A 580-nucleotide genomic window follows, 5' to 3' on the forward strand; every position below is an offset into this window, starting at 1 on the left:
GATCCCGATGTTGGCCTGGTACTCGTCCTCGGTGGCGCCGTCGTAGGTGCCGTCGCCGTTGGCGTCCTCCTGGAGGTTCACCTCGACGACCAGGCGGCCGTTGCCCTCGTTGACCGTCGGGCGGATGTAGAAGGTGAAGTATTCAGCGCCGGTCGCGTCGACGCCCATGCCCGGCGCCTCGACCGAGAACCCGGCGAAGGCCGTCGTGCCGCCCGCCATCGTCTCCGTGCCCGGGTCGACGCCGAGGTTGAGCGCCATGCCGTCCATGCCGTCACGGTCGGTGGTCGGGCCGGTGCCCGCCCCGCCGTTGGAGCCACCGTAGAAGGCGCCCGCGTTCGACGTGTCACCGTCGTTGAAGTCGTCGAAGGAGACGAGTTCGACGGCCGTCTCGATCGGAGCCGTCTGGAAGGCGAAGTCGTCGAAGGAGACGGCGAAGCCGGGGCCGTAGAGCCCGCCCATCGCGATCACCACGTTCTTGACGCGCGAGAAGTCGAAGCCGTCGTTCGAGCCGACGTTGAACGAGTTGTCGTCGTAGAAGGCCGAGATCGGAAGCTGGACGAGCGTGTACGGCTGCCCGCCG

General features: G+C 67.9%; 1 protein-coding gene. It reads right to left on the reverse strand.

Annotated features, from left to right (window positions below; all coding sequences use genetic code 11):
* Window positions 1-580, reverse strand: a 580-nt coding sequence (locus tag B1759_RS19845; protein ID WP_158225316.1) for a hypothetical protein, incomplete at both ends; no start/stop codon positions are given.

It is taken from the genome of Rubrivirga sp. SAORIC476, from assembly GCF_002283555.1.
In the GTDB taxonomy this organism is placed as follows: Bacteria; Bacteroidota; Rhodothermia; order Rhodothermales; family Rubricoccaceae; genus Rubrivirga.